Genomic DNA, 26,732 nt, shown 5'->3' with positions numbered 1-26,732 from the left:
TGGAGAACTCATGGGATTGTGTGTTTTTCGTTGCGGGTAATTGTCACCGTGGGCGAATATTGTTAAAATAGAGGACATATTGATGTAGGAATTTTTCGGACAGGTTCATACGTGAACGCATGATAAAGACGATTGTTACTGATGGCGCGGGTACGTGGCGCTCAATCAGAAATCTTAAATGAGGTGTATGCAGGCATGATAGGAATGCTCAAACGAGTTTTAGGAGATACAAGCCTCCGCAAGCTCAGCAAGATGGAGAAAATCGCGCATGTGGTTGAAACCTATGCCGATCAAATGAAGGCGCTGAGTGATGATGAGTTGCAGGCGAAGACGCCGGAATTCAAGCAGCGTTTGGAGAATGGCGAGACGCTTGATGATCTGCTGCCGGAAGTGTTCGCGGTGGTTCGTGAGGCGTCGACGCGTATTCTTGGCATGACGCCGTATTATGTTCAGTTGATTGGTGCGATTGCGCTGCATCAAGGCAATATCGCCGAGATGAAAACCGGTGAAGGTAAAACGCTCGTTGCGACGATGCCGCTTTATTTGAATGCGCTGGCGGGTCAGGGCGCGCACCTGGTTACGGTCAATGATTATTTGGCGAAGCGTGATGCGGAGCAGATGGGGCTGCTGTACAATTTTCTTGGCTTGTCGGTTGGCTTGAACGTTAACGGTCTGAGCCCTGAGGAGAAGAAGGAAGCCTATGGCGCTGATATTACGTATGGCACGAACAGTGAGTTCGGCTTCGATTATCTGCGTGACAACATGGTGCTCTATAAAGAAGAAATGGTTCAGCGCCCGCTCAGTTTCGCGATTGTCGATGAAGTGGATTCCATTTTAGTCGATGAGGCTCGGACGCCGCTGATCATTTCCGGCAACGCGGAGAAGTCGACGGATCTGTATGTGCGCGCTAATCAGTTCGCGCGTCTTCTGTCTGAGAAACAGGATTACACGGTTGATCTGAAGACGAAGTCGGTACAGCTGACTGAGGAAGGCATGACCAAGGCGGAGAACTTTTTCGGTATTAAGAACTTGTATGATTATACCAATGTGCAAATCAATCACCATGTGAGTGAAGCGATGAAGGCGCACGCGATCATGCATCTCGATCAGGATTACGTGGTTAAGGACGGCGAGATTATCATCGTCGATCCGTTTACCGGTCGTCTGATGCAGGGACGCCGTTACAGTGAAGGTTTGCACCAAGCGATTGAGGCCAAGGAAGGTCTTGAAATCCAGAGTGAGAGCAAGACGCTGGCGACGATCACGTTGCAGAACTTCTTCCGCATGTACCAAAAGCTTTCCGGTATGACCGGTACGGCGAAGACCGAAGAGGAAGAATTCCAGAGCATCTATAACATGGATGTTATTGAAATCCCGACGAATAAACCGATGATCCGTGTGGACAATGCGGATTTGATCTATAAAACGCAAAAGGGCAAGTTCAAAGCGGTTGTTGATGAAATCACGACGCTCTATCATCGCGGTCAGCCGGTGCTTGTCGGTACGGTTGCGGTTGAAACTTCGGAATTGATTTCGAAACTTCTGAAGAGGCACGGCATTCCGCACAATGTCTTGAACGCGAAGAACCATGCGCGTGAAGCGGAGATCATTGAAAATGCAGGACAAACCGGTTCGGTAACGATTGCCACTAACATGGCCGGTCGTGGTACCGATATTAAGCTTGGCGAAGGTGTGGCTGATCTTGGCGGGCTGTTCATCCTTGGTACGGAGCGCCATGAATCCCGCCGTATTGACAACCAGCTGCGTGGACGGTCTGGTCGTCAAGGCGATCCTGGTGAATCGCGTTTCTATCTGTCGCTTGAAGATGACTTGATGAAACGGTTCGGCTCCGATAAAATGAAAGCTTGGATGGAAAAGATCGGCATGGATGATACATCACCGATCGAAAGTAAGCTCGTCAGCAAGTCGGTGGAAGCGGCTCAGAAACGTGTCGAAGGCAACAACTTCGACGCGCGTAAACAATTGCTGAAATTCGACGATGTGATGCGCCAACAGCGTGAAATCATTTACAAACAGCGCAATGAGGTTCTTGAATCCAAGAATCTGCGCCCGGATGTTGAAGGCATGATCAAGCTGGTCATTGAGAATAGTGTTCATGCGCATACGCCGGAAAAGGAAGTACCGGAAGAATGGGATCTCCAAGCGGTAATTGACTACTTGAACGCGAAGATTTTCAATGAAGGCGTGCTGACTCTGAAGGATCTTGACGGCAAGGATCCGGAAGAAATGATCGACGATTTGTATGCGAAGGCGATTGCTCGTTACGATGAAAAAGAAGAGCAGTTCACGTCGGAACGGATGCGCGAATTCGAGCGTGTGATCACGCTGCGTACGGTGGATACGAAGTGGATGGATCACATCGACGCGATGGAACAACTTCGCGAAGGTATTTATCTGCGCGCTTATGGTCAGGTCGACCCATACCGCGCATATAATATCGAAGGCTTCAAGATGTTCGAGGAAATGGTTGCGAGCATTGACGAAGAGATTGTCAACTTCCTGATGAAAGCGGAAATCCGCGAGGAGGAACCGATTCAACGTGAACGCGTGACTCATGGACTGCGCGTGATCTCCGGCGGTCAGGATGACGAACCGGTGAAGAAGAAGCCGATCAAACGCAAGGTACATGTCGGCCGTAATGATCCGTGCCCATGCGGCAGCGGCAAAAAATATAAAAACTGCCACGGAAAATGATCTGTGGAACTTGGAAAGTAGGATGAACATGGATTTATCTGAAATGAAACACGAAATTGATGAGATGGAAACTCGTCTCAAAGACTTTAGGGGGTCTCTTTGACTTAGATAACAAGAAGGCAAAGATCGCCGAATTGGATGAGAAAATGACGATGCCCGGATTCTGGGATGACAATGAGAAAGCCCAGAAGGTGATCGACGAGTCCAATGAGTTAAAAGGCAAGGTCGACAGTCTGACGGATCTTGAAAACAAATTTGAAGATCTGCAGGTTGCCTATGAGTTAGTCAAAGAAGAAGATGACGCGGATCTGAAGGCTGAGCTGGAGGAATCGCTCGGAGAATCCCGGACCGCGTTCAACAAATATGAAACACGGCTGCTGCTCAGCGGACCGCATGACCGCAACAACGCGATCCTGGAGCTCCATCCAGGAGCAGGCGGTACGGAAGCCCAGGATTGGGCGTCAATGCTGCTGCGTATGTATACGCGCTGGGCGGAGAACAAGGGGTTCGCAGTGGAAACGCTGGACTATCTGCCCGGTGATGAAGCGGGCGTGAAGAGCGTCACGTTGATGATCAAAGGACCGGATGCGTTTGGTTATTTGAAGGCGGAAAAGGGGATCCACCGTTTGGTGCGCATCTCGCCGTTCGACGCTGCCGGACGCCGTCACACATCGTTCGTATCGTGTGAAGTGGTGCCGGAAATTGACGATGATATTGAAATTGATATTCGGCCGGAAGATTTGCGCGTCGACGTGTTCCGTTCCAGCGGCGCCGGTGGTCAGCACATCAACAAGACGTCGTCAGCCGTGCGAATGACGCACCTCCCGACCGGCGTGGTTGTCAGTTGTCAGTCGGAACGGTCGCAGTTCCAAAACCGTGATCAGGCGATGAAAATGTTGAAATCGCGCCTGTATCAGTTGGAGGAAGAAAAGAAGGAAGCCGAAATGGCCGCGCTCCACGGTGAGCAGAAGGAAATCGGCTGGGGCAGCCAGATCCGCTCTTATGTCTTCCACCCATATTCCATGGTCAAGGATCACCGTACCAATATTGAAATCGGCGACGTGAACCGCGTCATGGACGGCGACATCGATCCGTTTATCGACGCATACCTGCGTTTACATTTGTGAAAAGTGAAATTCTGGAGGAACCGGCCTTGAGCCGGTTCCTTTTATTTTTAAGCTAACGCCCAATCTGAGAAATAGACGGAGAAATTCCGCTTATTTGGAAAATAAATGAAAAAATAGCTTAAATAGACGGAAAAATTCCGCTTATCGCATCGAAAAACATGAAAATGGAGGGATTTTCCGTGGATAAGCGGAAAATTTACCCTTATTTACCTGTGAAACAAGCGCCATGATGTAACTAACCGGAAAATCTCCGCTTATTTTTACTCTCGCCGGATTTAATTAAAGACCGATAGGTGGACGAGCGCCATTCTTTTTTCCAAGAACGCGCAGCCGAAATGTCTGTTCAAGCACAAGGTTGATTTTTTAAATCGGCATTTGGAGTAAAGGACCGTACGCTTTTTGCCCGATATTTCTTATTTCTTGAGGAAAATTCCGCGGTCGTGAATTGACCGTTTTATTGCGGATGAATTAAAATAAGAGCATTCGACTAGTTTGTATTTGGAAAAAGGAGCTTATGGATGCATTTAATAAAAAAAAGAGACAAGCATGTTGCGCCGTCCCGTGGCAAGACGGCGTTAGTTATGGACTATATATTGGTCATCATCGGATCTTTTATCGTTGGAATCACGTTTAATGTGTTTATGCTGCCGACGCATATCGCTTCTGGGGGTGTCGCCGGGATCAGCATTGTGCTTCACTGGACACTCGGCTGGGTGCCGTCTTATGTGCTTTGGGGATTGAACGTGCCGATTTTCGTCATTGGGCTGCTCATACTTGGCCGCAGTTTCGGTTACGCGGACTATGCGATGAAAACCTTGCTCGGCACAGTCATGCTGCCGCTCTCTATATTTCTTACGGCAGGAATGCCGGCGGCGACAGACAGTCCGCTGCTTGGCGCGCTGTTCGGCGGTATCGGCACCGGAATCGGATTGGGTATTGTGTTCCGTGGCCGCGGATCAACCGGGGGAACCGCGCTCGCCGGGCAAATCATACAGAAATTCAGCGGTCTGTCAATCGGTATATGCGTCTCAATTTTGGACGGACTAATTGTGATTACCTCTGCGTTCTTCATGTCGCTTGAAGCGGCACTTTATGCCCTGATCAGTATCTATTTGACTGCTAAAATGATTGATGTGGTGCAGCTTGGCTTCAACACGGAAAAGATGGCGCTGATCATTTCGGATAAGGAAGAGGCGATGCGCCAAGCGATTCTTGACGAAATTGATCGCGGCGTGACGCGTATCACCAGCCAAGGCGGCTACACAGGTGACGACCGTCCGATGCTGATGACGGTCGTGTCGCAAGGCGAGCTGACCCATCTGAAGCAGCTTGTCCGATCGATTGACTCCGATTCTTTCTTCATTATCACAAACGCGACTGAGGTATTCGGTAAAGGATTCTATCAAAGAACGTGAGGAGAAGCGGGGCGAAGGCCCGCTTTTCTTCGTAGAATAAGAGATTCGCACGAAACCGCGCTGAACGGTACCAAAACTTCGCCATTAGTGTGCAATCGCAGAATCAAACATTTTTCGACGAGATTTTTGCATTTGCGTGTCTGTTTTGAAATTGAAATGTAATAATTTTCATAGGTAATCCGTTGGGTTTGGATGGTATAATGGTGAATGATTGATTGGCAGTATCATTCGGCGCGCGTGGGGATGGGATTCTTGGTCTAGGTTGATTCGGGACGGGGTTCTGATCATGCCAACCCTCTCATTCTTGCGTTTGATGCGAATGGTTTACATAGAAATGTATTATCGGACAGATTTTTTGGTTTTACGACAAAATGTGGAGAAAAAGGACTTTGGGGGAAGGAACTTTATGGATGACGTTATTTTGATGCAAAATGTCTGGAAGGCCTATCCGAACGGGGTTATGGCGCTGAACGGCATTGATCTGTCTGTTAAACAAGGTGAATTTGTCTACATCGTCGGCCCAAGTGGCGCGGGAAAGTCGACTTTTATAAAAATGGTGATTAGAGAATTAAAGCCTACGCGTGGAAAGATTTTCATTAATAATAAGAACATCGCGAATTTGAGAGAGCGGCAGGTGCCGTATTTCCGCCGCAAAATTGGAATTGTGTTCCAGGATTTCCGGCTGCTTCCGAAACTGACGGTCTATGAAAACGTCGCGTTCGCGTTGGAGGTTATTGAGGAGCATCCGAGGCAGATTAAACGTCGCGTGATGGAGGTGCTTGATCTGGTTGGGCTGAAGCATAAGATGCGCTCATTTCCCGATCAGCTCTCTGGCGGCGAGCAGCAGCGTGTGTCGATCGCGCGCTCGATTTGCAACCGCCCGCCTGTGCTGATTGCCGATGAACCGACGGGAAACCTTGATCCGGAGACATCTTGGCAGATTATGGATGTGTTCAGACGGATCAACGAGCAGGGGACGACGATTGTTATGGCGACCCACAACAGGGAAATTGTCAACAAAATCAGGCACAGAGTTTTGGCGCTTGAAGGCGGTATGATTGTGCGTGATCAGCAGGAAGGTGACTACGGCTATGAAGATTAGAACTTTGCGAAGACACATCAATGAAAGTTTTAAGAGTCTCGGACGAAACGGGTGGATGACATTCGCTTCGGTGAGTGCGGTTACTGTGTCGCTCGTGCTTGTCGGTCTATTCTTGATGGTCATGTTCAACTTAAATAAAATCGCCGGCGACATTGAAAGCGACGTTGAGGTGCGTGTCTATCTTGATCAGTCGATAACGCAGCCGCAGCAAACCGCTTTGGAGAATGATTTAAAGGGGATCAAACATGTTCAGTCCGTTCGCTTCCAGTCAAAAAAGGAAGGCTTGAACAGCTTGATGGAAAGTCTTGGCAATGATAAGCAAAGCTTTTCGGATCTTCAGAAAGAGAATCCGCTTCCGAACGCATTTATTTTAAAAACGAAGAAACCAGAACAAACGATACATGTCGCAAATGTGGTGAAAAACCTTCCGAATGTCACGGATGTGCGCTATGGAAAAGGGACGGTTGAGAAGCTGTTCAAATTCATCAATATCGCGAGAAACGTGGGCATCGTATTGATTATCGGCTTGCTGTTTACCTCGGTATTCTTGATTGCCAACACGATTAAGCTGACGATTGTCGCGCGTCGCCGCGAGATTGAAATTATGAAGCTTGTCGGTGCGACAAATGCATTTGTCCGCTGGCCCTATTTCATTGAGGGATTGGTCATGGGCGTTCTTGGATCAATCATTCCTGTCGTTTTGGTTATGGTTGTGTACCGTTTTGCCTATTATAGTCTTGGGGGCAACTTGCAGCAGATGTTCATCAAACTGATTCCATATCACACGATGACGATGAACCTGAGCATTCTTCTGGTTGGTATCGGCGCGTTGATTGGCGTTTGGGGCAGCCTGAGTTCGGTACGAAAATTTTTGAAAGTCTAATAAGCCGCCTGCTGTGTATGGTGGCTTTTTTTCTTACCTTGCTTGATGGTAAGGCGGTCGCAGGGATATCTGCAAGACATGCATGGGACATTGTTGTATGATAAGAGCAATGTTCGGTTTGCGTAGTGATGATTTACTGCGGCAAAACGGTGTTTATTGAGGAGGCAATTCTTTATGAAAAAGTTCAGTGGCAAAGTGGTCGCTTTGCTCATGGCGATCTCACTGCTCGTTGGAGCGGCAGGCTCTTACGCGGTGTTTGGCTTTGTCCAGAATCGCAGCCAGGAATCCGCTGCTGCGGCGACAAATGGCTCGGCTGCGGCGGATAAGGCTACGGCGAAAGTGAAAGCGATCCATGATCTGATTGAGAATAAATATTTTCAGAAGATCAGCAGTTCGGATCTGTATGACGGTGCAATCAAGGGCATGATTGAAGCGCTAAACGATCCGTTTTCAAGCTACATGAATGCGAAGACGGCATCGGACTTTACACAATCACTTTCTTCGTCTTTCCAAGGAATCGGGGCCGAAGTCCAGATGGTTGGCAAGCAGGTCACTGTTGTATCTCCGATTAAAGGATCGCCGGCTGAAAGAGCAGGGCTTAAGCCGAAGGACGCGATTGTGAAAATCAATGGCAAATCAACGGATGGCCTTGATATTAATCAAGCGGTCAATAAAATCCGTGGCAAAAAGGGAACGGTTGTCCGTCTTGGTATCAAACGACCGGGGGTTAGTGATGAATTGACGTTCGCCATTAAACGCGACACGATTCCGATCCGTACGGTTGAGAGCAAGATGTTGAAGCGCGATGGTCAATCGATTGGCTATATCGCGATTACGCAGTTCAACGAAAATACAGATCAGGAATTCAGTAAGGCGCTGAACAAGCTCGAAGGCGATCAAATGAAAGGCTTGATTATTGATGTGCGCGGCAATCCCGGCGGCTATCTTCAGGCAGTTGAGAAAATAGGCAACCTGCTTGTGCCGTCAAAGAAACCGATTGTACAAATCGAGGATCGCGCCGGTAAGAAACAGCCGTTCTATTCGACATTAAAGAAGAAGAAAGATTATCCGATTACTGCCCTGATTGACGGCGGATCTGCGTCCGCGTCCGAAATTCTCGCAGGCGCGCTTCATGAAGCGGCGGGGTATCCGCTGGTCGGCGTCAAATCATTCGGCAAAGGGACGGTTCAGCAGGGCATCGAACTTTCCGATAAAAGCGAGTTGAAACTGACGACCGATAAATGGCTGACTCCGGATGCGAACTGGATTCACAAAAAGGGTATCAAGCCGACAATCAACGTGAAGCAGCCGGATTATTTCTATGTCGCACCGATCACGCTTAAAAAAGGTAAGACGCTCAAGGCGGATGAAACAAGCGCGACTATAGCCGACGCTCAGAAGATGCTTAAGGCGGCCGGTCACAACCCGGGTCGCGCTGATGGCTACTTCAGCGCCGAAACCGTGCAGGCAGTGAAAGCTTTCCAACAAGATAAAAAATTACCGAGCACCGGTGTGATCAACCAGAAAACAGCCGATGCATTGCAGCAGGCGACATTGACGGCGATTAAGGATCAGAAAAATGATCGCCAGTTGAACGCCGCGATCAAGGTCATTGAAAAACAATTAAATAAGTAAACCAGATAGGGAACAGGCACTGCTTCGGCGGTGCCTGTTTTCTGTTGAGCTTCTGTTGAGCAATGGATCATCCGGGCAATGCACGAAAACCCTAGATCAATGCACGAAACCGTGATCCAATGCAAGAAAGGAGCCATTGCCGCGACGCAATGCACGAACATCATGCGCCAATGCACGAAAATGATGATTCAATGCACGAAAATTCCGGTTCAATGCACGAAAATCAGAAATCAATGCATAAATAATAGCGCGAGCGGAGTCCATGCACGAAAACTGAAGTTCAATGCACGAAAATAGTGATCCAATGCACGAAAACCCCAGTTCAATGCACGAGTATCATGCGCCAATGCACGAAATCGATGGTTCAATGCACGAAAAGTCGGGTTCAATGCAAGAAAGGAGCCATTGCCGCGACGCAATGCACGAACATCATGCGTCAATGCACGAAAATCGTGGTCCAATGCACGAAAACCCCGGTTCAATGCACGAAAACCGTGATTCCATGCATGAATAGGGGGTGGTGCACATTTTACAGTAAAAAATTTCCTGATTGATCGGCCCATGTCGGTAATCCTCATGTATAATTAAGAAAAGTATTACATTGCAGGAATTTCATAATTTATTGTCGAAACATCAAGAAGATTGGATCGAATGGCTTTGGTGAAGTGGAGTCTTTGGCCAGGAATCAGTCGTGGGGGAATTTAGGATGATGGACATCGTATGGTTTGTTTTTTCGGGCATTGCCACATTTTTTGTGAATCCAATAGTGTATCTGCTCGTGTTGGCTTTGTTTCTTTACAGTGCGCAGCGGGTGAGGAGGGAGCGGTGTTCGTTCCGGGTTAAGGCGTATGGAATGTTTAATACGATCTTTGCAAGTGTCTTGCCAAGTTTGATTGTCGGGCTGATCGGATCTCTGGCGCTAATTGTGGCCGGAGTCAGCCTCGCGCCGGGGGTGATTGCTCTGTTTTCACTTGCGTATGCCGTCTTGCTGCTTACTTGCCAGCAACGTCTTCTGTCGCCTGCCATTGCCGGCGGACTGACACTTGTCGCGGCTTATTTGATTCCGGTATTCCAAACTCCATATCCGCTGATTAATCGATGGATCGCAGAGATTCACGCGATTGATTACCTATCCTTTGGTATCTTTCTCATTGTTGGTTTGCTTGTCGAAACAATGTTGATTTTCTTTTGGGGGGCGTATCAGACATCACCGCGTCTCATCAGCAGCAATCGAGGCGGATTGGTCGGCGCGCAGGAGGCTTGTCAGCTTTGGATCGCTCCGCTGTTTTTTCTTGTTCCTGTATCTGGCGCGATTCCGGCGATTGGTCCATGGCCGTTTGTTTCTGACGGCACATCATTCGGCTTTGCGATTTTTCCGCTTGGTGTGGGGATCGCTCAGTTAATCACGCATTCGCTGCCAAAACAGGCGGTGCGCCAAACGGCACGATGGATGATGGCAACATCCGGCATAAGCGCCATTTTTGTCGGAGCAGCGTGTCTGCTTCGTCTTCCCATTTTTGTTGTTCTGGGTGGTGCGGCCGCGCTTATAAGCCGCCTGGTTCTTGTCTGGTATCACCATCACCTGCGTGAGACGCGCCCATTTTATTATGTCATGCCGAACAGGGGGCTGCGGCTAGTCGGAGTGATCCCTCATTCGCTTGGCGCGCGCTTGGGCATCATTCCGGGCGAGGAGATTTTGCGTGTGAACGATCTGGAAGTTGGCAGTGTCTTTGAATTCTATGATGCACTTCAGAAGCATGCGGCGTATTGCAAGCTTGAAGTCATTGATCGTTTTGGCGAGCAGCGTTTCGTGAAGGGTCCGATTCATGAGGACGATGACTATAAGATCGGCTTGCTTTTCCTAGAAAACGACCAATGGAAATTAAAACAAAAGACAAATAGTTGAACGTCAATTCGAATACTATGATCGATTTGGAATGGAAAGGTAAGAAGTGTTTACCGACATACCATGAAATCGAAACCAAGGCTCTAAATGAAGCGCTGCCCGCAGATCGAGGATACCAGTTGAATTGTGGAGGATGATCGTTAGTTGCTAGGAAAATTCGCTCTGGGACGTACTTGACGTTAGTAGTGGTTCTTTTAGCGCCGGATCGGCTATACTCGTTTTCTCTAATCTTTTCTTTTTTATATGTGCTTGCCAATGTTAAAAAGTGACTGAATTTGAAATCGAGTACAGTAAAGTGAATTTTTGTTTATTTTTTTTAAACCGTTTACACAGTCATACCTATAACGTGGTAGTATAATTAATAGACAACATCTGCTTGACTTGGCCTGGATAAGATGGAGAGGAGGGACCTATATATTGAAATCGACGGGTATTGTGCGTAAAGTTGATGAATTAGGACGTGTCGTTATTCCGATTGAGCTTAGGAGAACTTTGAATATCAAGGAGGGTGATCCGCTCGAAATCTTCACTGAAGATGAACGGATTATTTTCAAAAAATATGTGCCTAATATGGCATGCCAGATTACGAATGAGGTGTCGCCGGATAATTTGGTACTTGCGAATGGAAAGCTGATTCTGAGTCGCAAAGTGGCAAAAAAAATTGTGGATGAAATTGAAAAGTATATTGGCGAAGATATTAATTCGTAAATGATTCCGAAGAGAACTTCTGTGGCGTTTTGCCATGGGAGTTTTTTAATTTCGCTCAATCATAGAAAAAGTCCGTACTGGTTATCCTGTTTATGCTTTTATCTGCTAAGCTGCGGTGATGAAAAATATTGGGAATGTCCGTTCGCTTTCTGCTGTGTAGTTATGCTATAATTTAAGAAACAATTTTTCTATCTTGGACAAATAATGCACGTTATTCATAGAAAAACGAGAAAAGATTGGAGGACGTTACTATGGATTTTCAGCTTGCGTCCCATTTTCAGCCGCAAGGTGATCAGCCGGAAGCGATTCGGTCACTCGTCAATGGGATTATGGACGGTGAAAAACACCAGACATTGCTTGGAGCGACAGGAACAGGCAAAACATTTACCATGTCGAATGTCATTGCTCAGGTGAATAAGCCGACATTGGTCATTGCACACAATAAAACGCTTGCCGGGCAGCTCTATAATGAATTCAAGGAATTTTTCCCGAACAATGCCGTTGAATATTTTGTCAGCTATTATGATTATTATCAGCCGGAAGCCTATATTCCGCAGACGGATACCTATATCGAAAAAGATTCGAGCATCAATGACGAGATTGACAAGCTGCGCCACTCGGCCACAAGTTCATTGTTCGAGCGGCGTGACGTGATTATTGTCGCCAGTGTGTCCTGCATTTACGGTTTAGGTTCTCCTGAAGAGTACGGGTCAATGGTGCTCTCACTCAGACCGGGCATGGTGAAGGAGCGGGACGCGATGCTGCGTCAGCTCGTCGATATCCAATACGCGCGCAACGACATAAACTTTACCCGCGGTACGTTTCGTGTGCGCGGCGATGTTGTCGAGATCTTCCCGGCGTCGCGTGACGACCACTGTATTCGCGTCGAATTTTTCGGTGATGAAATTGAGCGCCTGACGGAAATGGATCCGATGACCGGAGAGCTTGTCGGTGAACGCGAACATGTAGCCATTTACCCGGCTTCTCACTTTGTTACCGGCCAGGAAAAAATGAAACGAGCAATCGTGAATATTCAAAAAGAGCTTGAGGACCGTTTAAACGTACTTAACGAAAACGGAAAGCTGCTGGAAGCACAGCGGCTGGAACAGCGCACGCGCTATGATCTGGAAATGATGGAAGAGGTTGGCTTCTGCTCAGGCATTGAGAACTATTCCAGACATTTGACGTTCCGAAAACCGGGAGAATCACCGTATACGCTCATGGACTATTTTCCAAAGGATTTCTTAATTATGGTTGATGAATCGCACGCCACACTCCCACAGATTCGCGCGATGTACAACGGTGACCAGGCCCGAAAGAACATGCTCGTTGACCATGGATTCCGCCTGCCTTCGGCGAAGGATAACCGGCCGCTGAAATTCGAGGAATTCGAAGAGCGTGTCAACCAAATTGTCTATGTCTCCGCAACACCTGCAGACTATGAATTGGAGCACTCGGGAACACCGGTGGAACAGATTATCCGGCCGACAGGGCTGCTTGATCCTGAGATTGAAATTCGTCCGATCAAAGGCCAGATTGACGACCTGTACGACGAGATCAATATTCGAATTAAGAAACAAGAACGTGTTCTTGTGACAACGCTGACGAAGAAGATGGCAGAGAACCTGACGGATTACCTGAAAGGTATGGGCATTAAAGTCAATTACTTGCATTCGGAGGTTAAGACGCTTGATCGGATTGAGATCATTCGTAATCTGAGGCGAGGCGAATTTGATGTCTTGGTCGGCATTAACTTGCTTCGTGAAGGCTTGGATATTCCGGAGGTTTCGCTCGTCGCTATTCTGGATGCCGATAAGGAAGGCTTCCTTCGTTCGGAGCGTTCTTTGATCCAAACGATTGGCCGCGCAGCGCGAAATTCAAATGGGCGCGTCATTATGTATGCGGACCGGATTACGGATTCAATGCGTATGGCGATGGATGAAACGGCCCGCCGCCGTACAATCCAAAAAGCATTCAATGAGGAGCACCATATTACGCCGACAACCATCCAAAAGTCGATTCCGGATTTAATTAAGGCGACCCATGATGTGGAAAAATCAAATGGCTCCGGCAAGAAGAAAAAGCAAAAGTTGACGAAGAACGAGCGCAACAAAGCGATTATAAGTATTGAAAAAGAAATGAAGCAGGCGGCAAAGTCACTTGATTTCGAGCGTGCGGCGGAGCTTAGAGACGCACTCTATGAACTGAAGGCGGAGGGATAACGCGCAGATGGTACTTGAAAATATTGTTGTTAAAGGCGCACGTGAACACAACTTAAAAAATGTCAATGTCACAATTCCACGTGACAAAATGGTCGTCGTTACCGGGTTGTCGGGCTCCGGCAAGTCGTCACTCGCGTTCGACACGATCTATGCAGAAGGGCAGCGGCGCTATGTTGAGTCCCTGTCTGCCTACGCGCGCCAATTTCTCGGTCAGTCGAACAAACCTGATGTGGACGCGATCGAAGGCTTGTCACCGGCGATTTCTATTGATCAGAAGACGACGAGCCACAATCCCCGTTCGACTGTGGGGACGGTAACGGAAATCTACGACTATATGCGCCTGCTTTTTGCGCGAATCGGTCACCCGTTCTGTCCCACGCATGGCATTGAAATCACGTCACAGACGATTGAACAAATGGTCGACCGAATCATGGTCTTTCCGGAACGGACGAAACTGCAGATTCTTGCGCCAATCATCTCAGGCAGGAAGGGGACGCATGTTAAGACGCTGGAGGAAATTAAGAAAAAAGGCTATGTACGCGTGCGCGTCGATGGCGAAATGCGCGAGGTTGCTGAAGAAATTAAGCTTGAAAAAAATAAAAAGCATTCCATTGATGTGGTCATTGACCGTATCGTGGTGAAGCCGAACATCGAGGGGCGGCTCGCTGATTCACTAGAATCGGCGACCAAACTGACCGATGGCCGTGTGGTCGTCGATATTATCGGCGGAGAAGAACTGCTCTTTTCCGAACAGCATTCCTGCCCCTATTGCGGCTTTTCAATCGGTGAACTTGAGCCGAGACTTTTTTCCTTTAACAGTCCGTTTGGCGCTTGCCCGGACTGTGATGGTTTGGGTTCACGCATGGAGGTAGATCCCGATCTGGTCATCCCCGACCATTCAAAAACGCTGGCTGAAGGCGCGATCCTCGCCTGGGAACCGACGAGCTCGCAATATTACCCGCAGCTGCTCAAGGCTGCCTGCGCGCACTTTGGTATCGATATGAATATTCCGGTATCCGAGCTGCCAAAGGATAAATTGCGCCTTATCTTATATGGATCGGGAACAGAGCGAGTTCATTTTCATTATGAGAATGAATTTGGCGATGTCCGCGATAAAGATATGTATTACGAAGGCGTGATCAACAATATCGGGCGCAGATACAGGGAGACCAGTTCCGATTATATTCGCGAGCAGATGTCCGAATATATGATGCAAAAGCCGTGCCCAACGTGTCACGGCCACCGGCTTCGCCCGGAAGCGCTGGCGGTGAAGATCGGCGGCAAGCACATCAGTGAAGTGACCGAAATGCCGATTCGGGAAATGCTTTCGTTCTTTAACGGGCTGGAACTCACGGAGAAGGAGCAGACGATTGCTCGATTGATTCTTCGTGAAGTCACGCAAAGGACACAGTTCTTGATTGACGTCGGTCTTGATTATCTGACTTTGGGCCGAGCAGCGGGAACACTGTCAGGCGGTGAGGCGCAGCGAATACGTCTCGCAACGCAAATCGGATCGCAGCTTATGGGTGTACTCTATATATTGGACGAGCCTTCGATCGGTCTTCATCAGCGTGACAACGACCGCCTGATCCACTCGCTGCTTGGAATGCGTGATCTCGGGAACACATTGATCGTCGTCGAGCATGATGAGGATACCATGCTTGCCTCTGATTACATCATTGATGTTGGCCCCGGCGCCGGCGAACATGGCGGACGGATCACAGCGCAGGGTACTCCTGAGGAGATTATGCGTGATGAAAATTCGCTGACCGGACAATACTTGTCGGGTCGCAAGTTTATCCCGGTTCCCGCGACGCGCAGAAAAGTGACGAAGCGGGCGATCAAGGTCATCGGGGCGAAAGCGAATAACTTAAAAAATGTCAGCGTCAGTTTTCCATTGGGTGTTATGACGGTTGTAACCGGTGTTTCCGGATCAGGAAAAAGTACACTGGTTAATGAGGTACTGTTCAAAGCGCTCGCTCAGAAACTTCATGGGCGCCGCGACGCCCCCGGCGAATATAAACAAATTAAAGGAATCAAAGAATTGGATCGCGTCATTCAGATCGATCAAGCGCCAATCGGGCGCACGCCGCGTTCGAATCCGGCGACCTACACCGGCGTGTTTGATATGATTCGTGAAGTGTTCGCGGCGACGAATGAAGCGAAGGTACGCGGCTATAAAAAAGGACGCTTCAGCTTCAACGTCAAAGGCGGGCGATGCGAGGCATGCAGCGGCGACGGCATTATTAAAATTGAAATGCACTTTTTGCCGGATGTCTATGTGCCTTGTGAGGTATGCCATGGCAAACGTTACAATCGTGAGACTCTTGATGTTACCTATAAAGGCAAAACAATTGCAGATGTACTCGATATGACCGTTGAGGAAGGTTTGGAGTTCTTTAAAAATGTGCCGCGGATTAAACGAAGACTGGAACCGTTGTTTGATGTCGGGCTCGGTTACATCCGACTTGGCCAACCGGCGACCACGCTTTCCGGTGGTGAGGCGCAGCGTGTGAAGCTCGCTTCTCAGCTCTATCGCAGAACCAAGGGCCGCGCCCTTTATATTTTGGACGAACCGACAACCGGTTTGCATATGGACGATATTTCTCGCCTGCTGGTCGTGCTTCAAGCGCTCGTCGACAGCGGCGACAGTGTGCTGATTATTGAACACAACCTTGATGTGATTAAATGCGCGGATCATTTGATTGACCTTGGTCCGGAGGGAGGAAACGGCGGCGGAACGATCGTCGTAACCGGAACACCTGAGGAGGTCGCGGAAACCAAGGAATCCTATACCGGCAAGTATTTGAAACCGGTGCTGGAGCGGGATCGCGAGCGGATGGAGAAACATCTCCGGACGCAACAACTCGTGGCTGAAAAAAGCGATCAGCTGCGCGTGTGACATCGATTTTCCCCATAAAATGGGAAAAATTCCTTGTTACCCTGCATGATGAAAGGGTATAGTGGAATAGGATGTATTAGGCGGGGGGGATATTAATGACGAAAAGATTATACCGATCTGCAGACAACAAGGTCCTTGGTGGAGTACTGGGAGGCATTGGTGACTATTTTAACATCGATCCGACGCTTGTCCGTCTTGTGTTTGTTATTCTATGCTTAGTATCCTTTGGGTTTCCTGGCATCTTGGGCTATTTTATTGCTTATCTTATTATTCCGGAGAGAGTGTGACGCATTTGTTTAAAAACTGGTTTGCGAAGACCTTGCTTAACGTCATCATTAACATGGTGATCTTAATGACTCTTGCCGGTTATCTTCATACGATGGTACAGATTTCCGGCGTCGGCGCTGCCTTTGCGGCCAGCCTCATTTTGTCATTTCTTAATTTATTTATTCGACCCATACTTATTTTGCTCTCATTGCCGGCAACTGTGCTGACCCTAGGCTTCTTTATTTTTGTCATTAATGCGTTGATGCTGCTGCTGACATCAACCATCATGGGGACGGCGTTTCAGCTGGACGGATTCGGCAGTGCGCTGATTGTGGCGATTATCATGGCAATTTGCCAGCTGATCATTCAAAACTTGATTATTAAACCTTTGCGGCGTGACTAATTGCGCCGCTTTTGTGTGTTAAGACATGTTAAGTTAGATGAAAATTTGTTTCGAGCTAAAGAGATATTCAGCCCCATCGCTAAATTTTTCCAAGCCATGAATCTGTGGTAAAATGAAGAAAATGTGACTGGTGATCGGGTGATTCGCCCGGTTTTATGAACACTGGTAGAGTCTGTTCAAAAAGGAGGACAAAAAGAGCCGAGAAGATCAAGGAAGCGCAGTTTCGAGCACCAGAGCGTATGCAAATGATACGTGAGGAGCGGAGAAACAAGTTGACACAGAGATTCGACAGCAATTTTTCCCGGACTTTTTGAACACCCTCTGGTAGGAAAGCATAAAAAAAACAAAGCTTTTTTTGCCTTCGTCAGAGGTTTGGCGAAGCCAAGTTTTCTAATAAACCTGAAAGAGCGTCGGAATGACAAACCGGCGCAATGACAGAAAGAAATGGAGGTTCCTTTTCTCTTTCAGGTATGTACGCCCTTGCCAGGCGGATTTTAGGCTTTCCGAACGCGTGTCACCTGAGTGATCAGAGGCGTGATGACGAAAGAAAAACGGACAGGTTCCGGCGGCAAACTGATCCTATGAACAAAGTGCGTGTACATGAGCTTATTGAGCATTTTGATATGAAGTTGGTTAGCGGTAAAGAGGGACTGGATCGCGAAATTATTGTCAGCGACATCTCTCGTCCCGGTCTTGAAATCGCCGGCTATTTTACTTACTATCCACGGAGACGTCTGCAACTGCTTGGGCGTACCGAGCTTTCTTTTTTCAATGAACTGAGTATGGACGAACGGTATAAACGAACCTCGCAGCTGTGCACCGCGCAGACACCGTGCATTGTGATTTCGCGCGGAATTGACGTGCCGGAAGAGTTTATCATTTCGTCGGATAAACGTCATGTGCCCGTGCTGCAATCAAAAATGCAGACGACAAGGCTGAGCAGTATGATCACCAACTACTTGGAATCCCGTCTCGCGCCAATGACAGCAGTGCATGGTGTTCTTGTGGATGTTTACGGTGTTGGTGTTCTTATCACCGGTGACAGTGGTGTCGGCAAGAGTGAAACGGCACTCGAACTGGTGAAGCGTGGGCATCGCCTCGTGGCGGATGATTCGGTCGAGATCCGGCAGGAGGGCGAGGCTGAGTTAGTCGGCAGCGCGCCGGAACTGATTCAGCATCTGCTGGAAATTCGCGGACTCGGCATTATTAATGTGATGACCTTATTTGGCGCGGGCGCGGTTCGCAACTATAAAACGGTCTCGTTAGTGATTCACTTGGAGCTTTGGGACCAGAACAAGGTTTATGACCGGCTTGGGTTGGATGAAGAAAAAATTAAGTTGATCGATACGGATGTTCCGAGATTGGTACTGCCGGTACGTCCCGGACGAAATCTTGCCGTGATCATTGAAGTTGCGGCGATGAATTTTCGATTGAAGAATATGGGCTATCATGCGGCGCAGCAATTTGCTGATCGATTGAATGACAGTCTACATGACCGCTAATCAACGTACGAAGAAAATATGAGGTGGCAATTTTATGAATCAAGCAATTGAACCACTTAATCGAATGGCTTTTGAATTCGGGCCGTTACATATCTACTGGTATGGCATCATTATTGCGGCGGGCGCACTTCTTGGCTTACTTTTAGCGATGCGTGAAGGCAAGCGTTTCGATCTCCCTACCGATACGTTCACTGATCTGCTCCTCTACGCGGCGCCGATTGCCGTGATCAGCGCACGTATCTACTATGTGGCGTTTGAATGGGGGTACTATTCAAAACATCCCGGTCAAATTATCGCTATTTGGAATGGCGGAATCGCCATTTACGGTGCATTGATCGGAGCGGTTCTGACTGCGATCGTCTTCTGCCGCCTGCGTCACGTTTCATTTTGGAAAGTCGCCGATATATGCGCGCCAAGTATTATTCTTGGTCAGGCAATCGGCCGGTGGGGAAACTTCATGAATCAGGAAGCGCATGGCGGTCCAACGACGCGTGCCGCTTTGGAACATCTGCATCTGCCGGATTTCATTGTGAACCAGATGTATATTGATGGAACTTATTATATTCCGACCTTTCTGTATGAATCGCTCTGGAATATAATCGGGTTTATTCTGCTTCTCACGATCAGGCGCTTGGTTCGCTTGAAGCGCGGCGAACTGTTCATGACATACGTGACCTGGTACGCGCTTGGTCGTTTTTATATCGAAGGTTTGCGGACCGACAGCCTGATGCTTGGGCCGCTCCGCGTGTCGCAATGGTTGTCAGTGGTTCTTGTCATCGTAGGCATTAGTTTGATCATTTATTGGCGTGCGGCACAGAAAAACAGACCGCGCTATGGGGAATAAAAAATCAATTACTATATGCATCACCGCAGTCTATCGATCTATGGGCGGTGATCTTTTATTTTTTTGATGGGAGTTGGGTGCATTGATTAAAACGGTATTGTTTGACTTAGATGGAACGCTAATTGATACAAATACGCTGATTTTGACTTCTTTTCAATACACGCTGGATCGCTATTTTCCCGGTGAATTCACGCGAGAAGACTTGATTCCGTTCATCGGCGAGTCACTTGAGACGAGTTTTAATCGGGTCAGCCCGAAACTCACAAATGAGATGGTGGCTGTTTATCGCGATCATAACAGTCGTTATCATGATAAACTGGTGAAGGAGTTTCCCTATGTGCGTGAGACGCTGAGCGCGCTGAAACGGGAAGGATGCGCACTTGGAGTTGTTTCAACCAAGAGACGGGACATGGTGGAGCGCGGGCTTAATCTGACGCACATGGCGGACTTTTTTGGAACAGTCGTGACCAGCGACGATGTCATGCGCCTCAAGCCGGATCCGGAACCGGTAGAGCGTGCGATGAACGCGTTGTCTGCTGAGCGTGATTCAACGATTATGGTTGGCGACAGCCCTTCAGACATACTTGCCGGAGAAAACGCGCATGTCCGCACGGCTGCGGTTGGCTGGTCGCTTAAGGGACGGACTATGCTTGAACGATTGAATCCTGACTATCTGCTCAACACCATGAATGACTTGGTTGGCATTGTAAACGCCGTCGATGTCTCGCTATAAAAAAAGAAATCAACCCGACTGCTTGAGTGGCGGTTGGGTAATTTTTTTTGCGCACAAGCAATGCACCGCTCTTGTTAATTTCACAATTGGCGGCCGGAGTTATGCTATAATTGTTGAGGAATTATGAAATAAGAGCACGGGGGCAAAAGGATTTTATGGAGGAGAGAAACTGTACAAAAAAAGCTCAAGTCATTGATTTTCACTGTGACAGTGACTTTTTTTATCAGAAAGGGATGGCTTGTTTTCAAAAAGGCGATCTTGAGCGCGCGAGCAAATATATGGAGCGAGCGATTAAATTTAGACCGAATGATGTTGATTACTTATGTCAGCAGGCAGAGATTCTTGCTGAACTGGAAGAATATGAGTCATCGATCCATTTGTTGAAGAAAGTGGTTTATGAACTCGATTCAAAACTGACAGACTGCTATTTTTTTATTGCGAACAATTACGCTTATCTTGGTGAATTTCAAGAGGCGATCGATGAAGTACAGACCTATTTAACGCTCGATCCGAACGGGACGTACAAGCGTGAGGCTCAGGATTTGTTTCAGATGCTGACTATGGAAATGAAAGAGTTGGAAGATGAGGAATCTGCCTATGTCACCGTTCATGAACGTGGGCGATTGGCACTGGAGCATGGTCATTTCGGTGAGGCGATTGACTTTTTTAAACAGGTGATCGAGGACGAGCCTGATTTTCTCGCGGCGCAAAATAATCTATCGATTGCCTACTTTTCAACGGGGGATACCAATCAGGCAATTGCCAGCGCGCATCTCGTTTTGGAAAAGGATCCGGGAAACATCCATGCACTCTGCAATCTGACGACTTTTTATTATCAAATTGGCGACAAGGATGGATTGAACTCAGTGGTTGCGCGTCTTGATCTCATCTATCCGCTTTATCCGGAGCACTGCGGGAAGCTCGGTTCGACTTACTTGTTTATCGGAGATTATGAAAAAGCGTACTACTGGCTGCGTATCGCTGAAAAACGCGGCGCGCGCCGTGATCAAGTGTTTTACTTTTGGATGGCGCTTTCCTCTTATCACTGCAACGATCTAGAGCGCGCCAGGCAGAATTGGAAACGTGTAGACTATTTCAGCGATAAACCGTTTCATCCGTTCAAATACAATAAGATTCAGGATATGATGTTTGAACCGGATGCGGGATCTAATTTTATGGTCAAAGATCTTATTCATAAAGAAATTTGGGAAGAGATGAAGGCCTTTCAAATTTTTTCCCTTTTCTATGCGTCTCATCACCACTATCGAATCTTGATTCAGAATGTGGTCAAAAATGGAATGAATCCCGAAATCATTCGAATTGCGCGTGGACTGCTCGAGGAAATGGAGAGCGGCACGTGTAACGCGAGTATGCAAATCATGCGTGAGGTCGAACGTCTGGCAGGCGGAGGAAAAGAAACAATGAAACACCCGGAGCTCTATAGCTTTTGGTCGGTTGTTCATTCGTTCGCGACGGTTAGGGACCAAGACATCAAGGGATGGGCGGCCGCGCTGATCTATTTATGGAAAAAGGAGTTTGGCAAACCGGTCGCTCAGAAAAAAATAGCATCGAATGCTGGAACGACGCTGTACCGATTGCGCAAACATATCCAAGAATTATCAATTGCACTTGAGAAACAGTGGGAGGACTATTCTGAATGATTCGCCATTGCTCTTCGCATGAGCACTTTTCTGGACTTTAGAAGCCGTATTCTTTAGCATAGAATTATCAGATGAGTAGATAATAATTATTATAAAAAGACTAATATTCTAGTTAAGGAAGGAATGGATTGACGTTGACTGAAGAACAGAAAATTTATGATGTGATTATTGCGGGGGCGGGTCCGGCCGGAATGACAGCCGCCGTATATGCGGCAAGAGCGAATATGTCCGTTTTAATGATTGAGCGAGGCATTCCCGGCGGACAGATGGCGAATACGGAAGCTGTTGAGAACTACCCGGGTTTTGAATCAATTCTCGGTCCTGATTTGTCTAACAAAATGTTTGAACATGCGAAAAAATTTGGTGCTGAATACGCGTACGGCGACATCAAGAAGATCATTGATGGATCGGATTATAAAACGGTTGACTGCGGCAGCAAGCAATACAAGGCGTCTACGGTTATCGTGACGACAGGGGCGGAATACCGGAAACTTGGTGTGCCCGGCGAGAAAGAACTCGCCGGACGCGGCGTGTCCTACTGCGCGGTTTGTGACGGCGCGTTTTTTAAAGAAAAGAAATTAGCTGTCATTGGCGGCGGCGATTCAGCGGTTGAAGAGGGCACTTATTTGACCCGGTTCGCTTCCAATGTGACGGTGGTTCATCGTCGTGATCAGCTGCGTGCCCAGAAAATTCTTCAGACGCGGGCATTCAACAATGAAAAAGTAGACTTTATTTGGGATACGGTTTGTACCAAAATCAACGGAACAGACGGCAAAGTGTCCAGTCTGACTTTGAAAAATAAAAAAAGCGGCGAAGAAACGGATTTCCCGGTTGACGGTGTTTTTATCTATGTCGGCATGAATCCTCTGACCACCGCGGTAAAAGATTTGGATATTGTTGACGAGCAAGGCTACATTGTCACCAATGAAAAGATGGAAACGAGCATCCCCGGAATCTTCGCGGCAGGGGATGTGCGCCAGAAAGAACTGCGCCAAATCGTTACGGCGACCGGCGATGGCAGTATTGCGGCAGAGAATGCTCAGAAATATGTTGAGACGCTGAAGGATGCTTCTGCGGTAAAATAAGTACTTTATCTGTTTTGCGTCTTAAGTCGTAATTCTTAAGCCAATATTCGCTGCTATCTTCATAAGTGTTTAATCATCGTGTAATCTTTATGAAATGAAGAAGAAGTAAAATTAATTATGAATTTAACCCCCCTTTTTTATATAGGCTTTATTGAGCGGCACGCGCAAATTGCGGTGTCACTTTTTTTACACTGATAATAAACTATAAAAAATAAATAAGTTAAGGAAACGAGCATTAGCGGCCCGGAAAATAGAGGAGCTTCGACTAACTGGAACTTTCGCTAAGTACGCGTACGTCCTGTACACAACGCGAAAGTCATCATCTCCTGTGAAAGTACATCCTATGAGCAACGTCGAAGCCACCGCACGACCTTCGATATTCCTGATCATCGTTTGTCTTTCTGAATGAATTTTTTTCGAGTATACTATATAGAGAGACAGTTGCGCACCTTGGCGGAAGTGACCGCCAACTTGCGTAAAAAATTGATCGGCGGGGATGGATGCAAGATGAAGGATATTCAAGTAGTAATTATAACCGGGATGTCGGGTGCGGGGAAGACCATTGCGACTCGAATATTTGAGGACTTGGGTTACTTCTGCATTGATAACCTGCCGCCGACCTTGCTGCCTAAATTTATTGATTTGATTGAGGACTCAGATTCAGACAAATTAAACAAGCTGGCACTCGTGATGGACCTTCGGGGCAGAACGTTCTTTAATTCGCTCTTTGCCTCACTGGACGCGTTCAGTAAATCTGAGAAAATCAAACCTAAAATTTTATTCCTCGACGCTAAGGATGAAACGCTGGTTCATCGTTATAAGGAGACGCGGCGTTCACATCCGCTGGCTCCAAAGGGCCGGCCGATCGAGGGTATCCGCGCTGAACGAAAGAAACTCGAAGAAGTTAAAGGACTCGCTCAACTCTATATAGACACAACAGATATGAAACCAAGGCAGCTGCGCGATAAGATCGTTCAGGAATTTGCCAGCGAAACGGAGACCTTCCGCGTCAATTTACTCTCCTTTGGATTTAAAAACGGACTGCCGATTGACGCCGATCTCGTATTTGACGTGCGCTTTTTGCCTAATCCTTATTACGTGAAGCATATGCGTGAGCGGACTGGGCTGGACGCCGATATTTCCGAATACGTGCTGAAATGGTCGGAAACGCAGCAGTTTCTGAAAAAATTGATGGATCTGCTCGAATTTATGATCCCGCAATACAAACGTGAAGGCAAGGGACAGGTGGTCATTGCGATTGGCTGTACAGGTGGCAAACACCGATCGGTCGCTTTGACAGAATGGATCGCCAAAAAACTTTCCGGAGATTTCCCGACAACTGTGTCGCACCGGGATATTGAGAGAGGAAACTAAACGAATGACAGATCGAAAAAAAATAGTCGCGATTGGCGGTGGCACAGGACTTCCAGCGGTGCTTCGGGGATTGAAGAAGTATCCGGTGGATATCACCGCAATTGTGACTGTGGCGGACGATGGCGGCAGCAGTGGGATGCTGAGAAATGAATTGCAGATCCCTCCTCCCGGCGACATTCGTAATGTTCTTGTTTCGTTATCGGATATTGAACCTATGTTTGAGAAACTGCTTCAGCACCGATTCAAGTCAGACAGTGGATTAAATGGTCATTCCATGGGGAATCTGCTTATTGCGGCTCTATCGTCAATCACCGGCGATTTTGTTAAAGGTGTGCGTGAACTGAGTCGAATTCTTAATGTTCACGGTCAAGTACTTCCTGCCGCAGATCAGATGATTATGCTTGGCGCAGTTATGAGTGACGGCAGCATCATTGAGGGTGAATCTCATATTACTGAGGTTAATAAACGCATTGAACACGTTTTCTTAAAGCCGGCGGATATTTGCCCGCTGCCGGAAAGTATCCGCGCGATTCGTGAAGCGGACATGATTACATTCGGGCCGGGCAGTCTGTATACCAGTGTGATTCCGAATCTGCTGGTTCCTGAGCTTGCCAAAGAAATTGAACGGGCAAAAGCAAGGAAAGTATATGTATGCAATATCATGACGCAAAAAGGGGAGACCAACCACTTTACAGCGTCGCAACATATCGAGGCGATCCATCGTCATGTTGCGCGCCCCTTCATTGACACCATCGTTGTGAACAGTCAGCCCATCAAACGTGATTTGTTGAAACGCTATGCTGCCGAGGAATCAGAACCGGTACGCATTGACTGGGAACGGCTGAATGATTTAGGGGTCGATGTGATTCACGGGCCGCTGATTAAGACAACTAGAGGCATGGTTCGCCATGATGAAGCGGTTGTCGGTCGTATGCTGTTGTCTTTATTTACTCAGAAAAAAGTGTGAGGTTTGGAGGATTTTCCATGTCATTTGCCGCTGAAACAAAAAAGGAATTAACCATGCTTGAGGTGGATGACTGCTGCGCGCGTGCCGAGTTGGCTGCGTTGACGCGGATGAATGGGTTCATCTCAATTCGCAATAAACGAATCGAACTGGATATTGCGACTGAGAACGCGGCGATTTCTCGCCGCATTTTTCGACTGATTAAGCAGGTCTATCACTATCAGATTGAGATTTTGGTTCGCAGAAAGATGCGGCTAAAGAAGAATAATGTCTACATTGTTCGATTAAAAGACACCGCGCGGCCGTTCCTTGAAGACCTGAAAATAATTGATGATAACGGGCAATTCACACGAGAAATAGCGACGAGTCTTATTGAAAAGGACTGCTGCAAGCGTTCCTATCTGCGCGGATCGTTTCTAGCAGGAGGATCGCTGAATCACCCGGAATCGTCCTATCACTTAGAAATTTTTTCGAATTATGAAGAACATACGTATTCTTTGGCTAAACTGATGAATACGTTCAATCTTAATGTTAAAATCTTGCCGAGAAAGAACGGGTACATCATCTATATGAAGGAAGGCGAAAAGATCACCGATTTTCTAAGCATCATCGGCGCGAACAAGGCCTTGTTTTATTTTGAGGATATCCGTATTGTCAAAGATATGCGCAACTCGGTGAACCGTCTGGTGAACTGTGAGACAGCCAATCTCAACAAAACAGTCTCCGCCGCAATGAGGCAGATGGAGAACATCCGACTTATTGAAAAAACGATTGGATTGGAGGAACTGCCCAATAAATTGCGTGAAATCGCTGAGATTCGTTTGAAAAATCCGGACATCACCTTGAAGGAACTTGGTGAACTGGTGAGCGGTGAGCCGATCAGCAAGTCCGGGATCAATCACCGCTTCCGAAAAATTGACGCAATCGCCAATCAGATCCGGCAAGGCCAATAACTTGCAGCGCCGTCATTCTCTTGAAAGGAGGCAATTACTGAATTGCTGACTAAAGAAGTGACTATTGGTTTAGAGAAAGGGCTTCAGGCGCGTTCAGCGGCATTGTTTGTGCAGAACGCAAATGAGTTTCGATCTAACCTTACACTAGTCAAAGACGGACATGTGGCAAGCATGAAAAGCGTTATGGGCGTGATGTGCAGTGCGCTCGCCTGCGGTGATCAAATTCTCCTTACTGCTGAGGGTGAGGATGAACGCGCGGCGCTTGAAACACTCACTGATTTTATTGAACAAAAGCATTGCGAATTAAAATGATAGCGCTTACTCTAATAAA

The 26,732-nt window shown here is 47.6% G+C and carries 22 protein-coding genes; 21 read left to right on the top strand and 1 reads right to left on the bottom strand.

Going from position 1 to position 26,732, the window contains the following annotated elements; translation table 11 throughout:
• Window positions 1-195 precede the first annotated feature (195 nt).
• The 6 genes from secA (at window position 196) to ABWW58_RS06000 (ending at window position 8,877) form a co-directional block, all read left to right on the top strand.
• Entirely contained in the window at window positions 196-2,715 is a 2,520-nt protein-coding gene (gene secA, locus ABWW58_RS06025) for a preprotein translocase subunit SecA (protein WP_353868278.1), read from the top strand.
• A gap of 28 nt (window positions 2,716-2,743) precedes the next feature.
• Window positions 2,744-3,842 (top strand): peptide chain release factor 2 gene (gene prfB / locus ABWW58_RS06020; RefSeq protein ID WP_353868277.1). Its coding sequence is split into 2 segments (ribosomal slippage): window positions 2,744-2,806 and window positions 2,808-3,842, totalling 1,098 coding nucleotides; the frame shifts between segments, so codons are not numbered across the junction.
• A gap of 518 nt (window positions 3,843-4,360) precedes the next feature.
• Window positions 4,361-5,257, top strand: coding sequence for a YitT family protein (locus ABWW58_RS06015; protein WP_353868276.1), 897 nt, complete (start codon window positions 4,361-4,363; stop codon window positions 5,255-5,257).
• A gap of 406 nt (window positions 5,258-5,663) precedes the next feature.
• Window positions 5,664-6,359 carry a cell division ATP-binding protein FtsE gene (ftsE, locus tag ABWW58_RS06010; RefSeq protein WP_093672378.1) on the top strand — a complete coding sequence of 232 codons (696 nt, stop codon included), beginning with the start codon at window positions 5,664-5,666 and terminating at the stop codon, window positions 6,357-6,359.
• Entirely contained in the window at window positions 6,349-7,242 is an 894-nt protein-coding gene (gene ftsX, locus ABWW58_RS06005; RefSeq protein ID WP_353868275.1) for a permease-like cell division protein FtsX, read from the top strand. Before ftsE ends, ftsX begins: the two co-directional genes overlap by 11 nt.
• A 174-nt stretch (window positions 7,243-7,416) precedes the next feature.
• Window positions 7,417-8,877: a S41 family peptidase gene (locus ABWW58_RS06000; RefSeq protein ID WP_353868274.1), complete on the top strand. Its 1,461-nt coding sequence runs from the start codon at window positions 7,417-7,419 to the stop codon at window positions 8,875-8,877.
• A 230-nt stretch (window positions 8,878-9,107) separates the two neighbouring features.
• Here ABWW58_RS06000 and ABWW58_RS05995 read toward each other — a convergent pair whose 3' ends face one another.
• The gene (locus tag ABWW58_RS05995) at window positions 9,108-9,338 is read right to left on the bottom strand and encodes a hypothetical protein (protein ID WP_353868273.1); all 231 of its coding nucleotides are present in this window, start codon (window positions 9,336-9,338) and stop codon (window positions 9,108-9,110) included.
• A gap of 245 nt (window positions 9,339-9,583) precedes the next feature.
• Here ABWW58_RS05995 and ABWW58_RS05990 point away from each other — a divergent pair, with 245 nt between their 5' ends.
• The 15 genes from ABWW58_RS05990 to ABWW58_RS05920 all read left to right on the top strand — a co-directional run bounded on the left by ABWW58_RS05990 (window position 9,584) and on the right by ABWW58_RS05920 (window position 26,713).
• A complete protein-coding gene (locus ABWW58_RS05990) occupies window positions 9,584-10,783 on the top strand; it encodes a cell division protein (protein ID WP_353868272.1) in 1,200 nt (399 codons plus the stop codon).
• A gap of 417 nt (window positions 10,784-11,200) precedes the next feature.
• Window positions 11,201-11,491, top strand: coding sequence for an AbrB/MazE/SpoVT family DNA-binding domain-containing protein (locus ABWW58_RS05985; RefSeq protein ID WP_353868271.1), 291 nt, complete (start codon window positions 11,201-11,203; stop codon window positions 11,489-11,491).
• A 251-nt stretch (window positions 11,492-11,742) separates the two neighbouring features.
• Window positions 11,743-13,713: an excinuclease ABC subunit UvrB gene (uvrB, locus tag ABWW58_RS05980; RefSeq protein ID WP_353868270.1), complete on the top strand. Its 1,971-nt coding sequence runs from the start codon at window positions 11,743-11,745 to the stop codon at window positions 13,711-13,713.
• A 7-nt stretch (window positions 13,714-13,720) separates the two neighbouring features.
• Window positions 13,721-16,615: an excinuclease ABC subunit UvrA gene (uvrA, locus tag ABWW58_RS05975; protein ID WP_353868269.1), complete on the top strand. Its 2,895-nt coding sequence runs from the start codon at window positions 13,721-13,723 to the stop codon at window positions 16,613-16,615.
• Between the two features lie 95 nt (window positions 16,616-16,710).
• Window positions 16,711-16,902 carry a PspC domain-containing protein gene (locus tag ABWW58_RS05970; protein ID WP_093672394.1) on the top strand — a complete coding sequence of 64 codons (192 nt, stop codon included), beginning with the start codon at window positions 16,711-16,713 and terminating at the stop codon, window positions 16,900-16,902.
• Between the two features lie 5 nt (window positions 16,903-16,907).
• Complete coding sequence (locus ABWW58_RS05965) at window positions 16,908-17,285, top strand: phage holin family protein (protein WP_093672396.1); 378 nt, start codon at window positions 16,908-16,910, stop codon at window positions 17,283-17,285.
• A 581-nt stretch (window positions 17,286-17,866) separates the two neighbouring features.
• Window positions 17,867-18,787 carry an HPr(Ser) kinase/phosphatase gene (gene hprK, locus ABWW58_RS05960; RefSeq protein ID WP_093672553.1) on the top strand — a complete coding sequence of 307 codons (921 nt, stop codon included), beginning with the start codon at window positions 17,867-17,869 and terminating at the stop codon, window positions 18,785-18,787.
• A 34-nt stretch (window positions 18,788-18,821) separates the two neighbouring features.
• Entirely contained in the window at window positions 18,822-19,631 is an 810-nt protein-coding gene (lgt, locus tag ABWW58_RS05955) for a prolipoprotein diacylglyceryl transferase (protein WP_353868268.1), read from the top strand.
• 82 nt (window positions 19,632-19,713) lie between these two features.
• Entirely contained in the window at window positions 19,714-20,364 is a 651-nt protein-coding gene (gene ppaX / locus ABWW58_RS05950) for a pyrophosphatase PpaX (protein ID WP_353868267.1), read from the top strand.
• Window positions 20,365-20,519: 155 nt separating this feature from the next.
• Window positions 20,520-22,025, top strand: a complete 1,506-nt coding sequence (locus tag ABWW58_RS05945) for a tetratricopeptide repeat protein (RefSeq protein ID WP_353868266.1) — start codon at window positions 20,520-20,522, stop codon at window positions 22,023-22,025.
• Window positions 22,026-22,153: 128 nt separating this feature from the next.
• Window positions 22,154-23,110: a thioredoxin-disulfide reductase gene (gene trxB / locus ABWW58_RS05940; protein ID WP_445783414.1), complete on the top strand. Its 957-nt coding sequence runs from the start codon at window positions 22,154-22,156 to the stop codon at window positions 23,108-23,110.
• 507 nt (window positions 23,111-23,617) lie between these two features.
• A complete protein-coding gene (gene rapZ / locus ABWW58_RS05935; RefSeq protein ID WP_353868265.1) occupies window positions 23,618-24,484 on the top strand; it encodes an RNase adapter RapZ in 867 nt (288 codons plus the stop codon).
• A gap of 4 nt (window positions 24,485-24,488) precedes the next feature.
• Window positions 24,489-25,451, top strand: a complete 963-nt coding sequence (gene mgfK / locus ABWW58_RS05930) for a gluconeogenesis morphogenetic factor MgfK (protein WP_353868264.1) — start codon at window positions 24,489-24,491, stop codon at window positions 25,449-25,451.
• 17 nt (window positions 25,452-25,468) lie between these two features.
• The gene (gene whiA, locus ABWW58_RS05925; protein ID WP_353868263.1) at window positions 25,469-26,401 is read left to right on the top strand and encodes a DNA-binding protein WhiA; all 933 of its coding nucleotides are present in this window, start codon (window positions 25,469-25,471) and stop codon (window positions 26,399-26,401) included.
• 42 nt (window positions 26,402-26,443) lie between these two features.
• Window positions 26,444-26,713 (top strand): HPr family phosphocarrier protein, encoded by a 270-nt coding sequence (locus tag ABWW58_RS05920; protein WP_353868262.1) that lies wholly within the window; start codon window positions 26,444-26,446, stop codon window positions 26,711-26,713.
• The last annotated feature ends 19 nt before the right edge of the window (window positions 26,714-26,732 follow it).

Origin of the sequence: Sporolactobacillus caesalpiniae, from assembly GCF_040513385.1 — a bacterium.
Classification (GTDB): Bacteria; Bacillota; Bacilli; order Bacillales; family Sporolactobacillaceae; genus Sporolactobacillus.
The sequence above is the reverse complement of the archived record's forward strand: the minus strand, read 5'-3'. Positions and strand labels throughout refer to the sequence as shown.

Coding starts and splice junctions, on each gene's coding strand:
- mgfK (WP_353868264.1), top strand. CDS start 24,489: ATGACAGATCGAAAAAAAATAGTCGCGATTGGCGGTGGCACAGGACTT.
- uvrA (WP_353868269.1), top strand. CDS start 13,721: ATGGTACTTGAAAATATTGTTGTTAAAGGCGCACGTGAACACAACTTA.
- rapZ (WP_353868265.1), top strand. CDS start 23,618: ATGAAGGATATTCAAGTAGTAATTATAACCGGGATGTCGGGTGCGGGG.
- ftsX (WP_353868275.1), top strand. CDS start 6,349: ATGAAGATTAGAACTTTGCGAAGACACATCAATGAAAGTTTTAAGAGT.
- secA (WP_353868278.1), top strand. CDS start 196: ATGATAGGAATGCTCAAACGAGTTTTAGGAGATACAAGCCTCCGCAAG.
- ABWW58_RS06015 (WP_353868276.1), top strand. CDS start 4,361: ATGCATTTAATAAAAAAAAGAGACAAGCATGTTGCGCCGTCCCGTGGC.
- ABWW58_RS05945 (WP_353868266.1), top strand. CDS start 20,520: ATGGAGGAGAGAAACTGTACAAAAAAAGCTCAAGTCATTGATTTTCAC.
- hprK (WP_093672553.1), top strand. CDS start 17,867: ATGAACAAAGTGCGTGTACATGAGCTTATTGAGCATTTTGATATGAAG.
- ABWW58_RS05990 (WP_353868272.1), top strand. CDS start 9,584: ATGATGGACATCGTATGGTTTGTTTTTTCGGGCATTGCCACATTTTTT.
- uvrB (WP_353868270.1), top strand. CDS start 11,743: ATGGATTTTCAGCTTGCGTCCCATTTTCAGCCGCAAGGTGATCAGCCG.
- whiA (WP_353868263.1), top strand. CDS start 25,469: ATGTCATTTGCCGCTGAAACAAAAAAGGAATTAACCATGCTTGAGGTG.
- ABWW58_RS05970 (WP_093672394.1), top strand. CDS start 16,711: ATGACGAAAAGATTATACCGATCTGCAGACAACAAGGTCCTTGGTGGA.
- lgt (WP_353868268.1), top strand. CDS start 18,822: ATGAATCAAGCAATTGAACCACTTAATCGAATGGCTTTTGAATTCGGG.
- ftsE (WP_093672378.1), top strand. CDS start 5,664: ATGGATGACGTTATTTTGATGCAAAATGTCTGGAAGGCCTATCCGAAC.
- ABWW58_RS06000 (WP_353868274.1), top strand. CDS start 7,417: ATGAAAAAGTTCAGTGGCAAAGTGGTCGCTTTGCTCATGGCGATCTCA.